Here is a 3,070-nt window from a genome sequence, read left to right as displayed (position 1 = left end):
AAATTGCCGGTGGCAGCGCCTGGTTGCCCAAAGTGACCGCGTCGGGTTGCTCGCTGGGTGCGCTGGTGGCGGCCTACACCGCCGTGGCCAGCGATTACCTGACCGCGCTGGTAAGCGCCCATGTGCACTTTGCCCTGGCCGCCGAACTGGCCGAAGCCACAGCCAAAGGGCCCGGCTCGTTTGCCACGGCGTTTATCGACGGGCTGGATGCGGTGGATGCCGAGCTGATCCGCGCCAAGGCCCGGTTTGAGGCCTCGCCGCTGTAAACACGAGCTGTAGGAGCGAGCTTGCTCGCGATCTTTTAACGATCAAAAGATCGCGAGGCAAGCTCGCTCCTACAGGGTTTTTGGCTTTTCAGGACAGGTATATGACCCGCCCGTTACTCAGCATTGATGAGCTGTTGGCCCAACCCGATCACTGGACCGTGCTGGAAGCCAGTGCCACAGGGTTGCGCGAGTCTTTTGCCGCTGGCCACTTGCCGGGGGCGCGCTTGGCCGATCTGGCCAATCAGTTATCGGACCCGTCGGCGCCGTTCCCTTATACACGGCCCGATGCCCAGGCCTTCACCACGGCGATGCGTGCGCTGGGGGTGAGCCATCAGCGCAAGGTGGTGATCTACGACCGCGAAAACGGGATCTGGGCCGCACGGGTCTGGTGGCTGCTGAAAAGCTTCGGCCACAGCCAGGTGTTTGTGCTGGAGGGCGGCTTGCGCGCCTGGCTCGCTCGCGGGCTGGCACTGGACACCACGGCCGAAGCCAACAGCCCCGGTGACTTCACGGCGGTGGATACACCGGGGTATTTCGTCGATCGCGCGTTTGTACAGCAGGTAGTGGCCGGGCAACACAACGCCCGTTTGCTCAACGTGCTGCGCCGCCCGGTGTTTCGCGGCGAAGAAAGCAAATACGCACGCCCCGGCCATATCCCGACCAGCCTCAACCTGCCGTATATCGAGCTGATCGACCCGCACACCCACACCTTTATCCCGCGCCCCGCGCTGCTGGCAACGTTGCAGCCGTTTATCGAACGCCCGCAGATTGAGTGGGTGCTGTATTGCGGCAGCGGCATCACGGCGGCGGGTTTTGCCCTGGCCCTGGCGCTGGTGGGCGTTGAACACGTGAGCGTTTACGACGGCTCGCTGTGCGAGTGGTCGGCTGATCCGGCATTGGCGATGGACCTCGAACCGAATTCGAACCCTTGAATCAGGAACACGACTGATGGCAATTAAAGCACTGTGGTACCTCAGCATGGCCGACGGTCATTACCCCTGGATGGAAAACGGTATCTATCCGGTGGATTTCGACCGCTACCGCCGACTGGCCGAGACCATCGACCAGGGCGGTTTTTATGGCGCGCTGGTGGCCACATGGCCCAACGACCCGCTGGTGTCTGCCACTTCGGTGGTGGGCTTTACCCAGAAAATGCGTTTTCTGGTGGCCGCCTACGCCGGCATGACCTCACCCAAGTTGCTGGCCGAACAAGCCCTGACCTTTGAAAAACTCAGCGGCGGGCGTTTGCTGTTCAACCACATTAATGGCCGCGAAGAACGGGCCAAAACCTACAACCTCACCGCCGGTCACGACGACCGCTATAAAAGCGCCGAACATTACTGGAAGGCATTTCAGGAGCACTATCTGGCGGGTAATCCGTCGCTGTTCCCCAATACCCGTTTCAGCCTGGAACCTGCGCAAGCGGGCGGCGTGCCGCTGTGGGGCACGGGTGAGTCCCAGGCCGGTGTTGAACACGCGGGCAAAGTGGTCGATGTGTACCTGCTGATGCTGCGCGAGATCTCGATCATTAAGGACCGCTTCGACGCCGCCCGCGCTTCGGCCCATAGCCAGGGCCGTACCTTTGCCGACATGGGCGCGCTGGCCAGCGTGACCGTGCGCAAGACCCGCTCCGAGGCTGAAAAGGCCTTTTATGCCCTGTTCGAAACCACCGGCGTCGACCTGCTGCGCAGCAAACTCGAAGAAGTGGTGGCCCGGCGCAGCAAGGGCGAACAAACCCTGGCCAGCTACCGCGCCCCGGATGCGCAGCGCCAGGAATGGGTGGATTACATCCTCAAGGGGCAACTGCCGCCGCTGGCGTCGCTGCGCCTGGAAAACAGCCTGTTTGCCGGGATGAGCGCCTGGTCGTCGCTGGACATCTTCGGCACCGGCTCATCGGCGGCGTATCTGGTCGGCGACGCAGACGCCATTGCGCAGAACGTCGAGGCGTATCACCAACAGGCCGGGCTGAGCGCGCTGATCCTGTCGGGCTGGCCGCTGATTGACGAGGCAAAACACGTGGCCGAGCTGCTGATACCGAAGCTGAACGAGATCGGTTGAATACCCCCTGTGGGAGCGGGCTTGCTCGCGATGCAGGCAATGCGGTTTTTCAGATCAACCGTGGCGATGCCATCGCGAGCAAGCCCGCTCCCACATCAAACCAGTCCTACAAAGATGTACAGCCGGCAATTGCTTTTTCACGCAAGCACAAAAGATAATGAGATTAGTTACCATTCATTTCAGGTGTGCACGTGCTCAGCCCCGGCGATTCCCGATCTGTCCTGACCGACTTGTACAGCGATCATCATCGCTGGTTGCGTGCGTGGCTCTATCGCCAGTTGAATTGCCCGCATGATGCCGCCGACCTGACGCAGGACACGTTCGTGCGCGCCCTTACCTCGCGCCAGCTCACGGCGTTGCAGGAGCCACGGGCGTTTCTCACCACCATCGCCCGTAACCTGCTCAACAACGTGTTTCGCCGACGCATGCTGGAGCGCGCCTATCACGAAGAACTGGCGGGCCTTGAGCCCGAGTTCATGCCATCTGAAGAAGACATGGCGCTGGTGCGTGAAGCGCTGGAACTGATCGATCAGTTGCTCGATGGCCTGCCGAACCGCGCCCGCCATTGTTTTTTGTTGCACCGCCTTGACGGGCTGACGCAGCCGCAGATCGCCCACGCCATGGGCATTTCCCTGGCCACGGTCGAGCGCGACCTGCGCCGGGCATTTTTGCACTGCCTGAACACCCCGCAGGCATGAGCGCCCGTCAGGCCGATGAGGCCAACCGCGCGGCGGTGGACTGGCTGC

Annotated in this window: 4 protein-coding genes; all 4 read left to right on the top strand. The window is 62.1% G+C overall.

Going from position 1 to position 3,070, the window contains the following annotated elements:
• Positions 1–266 (top strand): hydroxyethylthiazole kinase (locus tag GHO41_RS28870; RefSeq protein ID WP_178126609.1); only part of this gene is annotated, 266 nt, incomplete at its 5' end.
• Between the two features lie 101 nt (positions 267–367).
• On the top strand, positions 368–1,198 hold the full coding sequence (locus tag GHO41_RS28865; RefSeq protein ID WP_153435313.1) for a sulfurtransferase: 831 nt from the start codon (positions 368–370) through the stop codon (positions 1,196–1,198).
• A 16-nt stretch (positions 1,199–1,214) separates the two neighbouring features.
• Entirely contained in the window at positions 1,215–2,324 is a 1,110-nt protein-coding gene (locus tag GHO41_RS28860) for an LLM class flavin-dependent oxidoreductase (RefSeq protein WP_153435312.1), read from the top strand.
• Between the two features lie 191 nt (positions 2,325–2,515).
• On the top strand, positions 2,516–3,022 hold the full coding sequence (locus GHO41_RS28855) for a sigma-70 family RNA polymerase sigma factor (RefSeq protein ID WP_048370828.1): 507 nt from the start codon (positions 2,516–2,518) through the stop codon (positions 3,020–3,022).
• Positions 3,023–3,070 lie beyond the last annotated feature (48 nt).

The organism is Pseudomonas sp. FSL R10-0399 (assembly GCF_009600165.1).
Taxonomy (GTDB): Bacteria; Pseudomonadota; Gammaproteobacteria; order Pseudomonadales; family Pseudomonadaceae; genus Aquipseudomonas; species Aquipseudomonas helleri.
The sequence above is the reverse complement of the archived record's forward strand: the minus strand, read 5'-3'. Positions and strand labels throughout refer to the sequence as shown.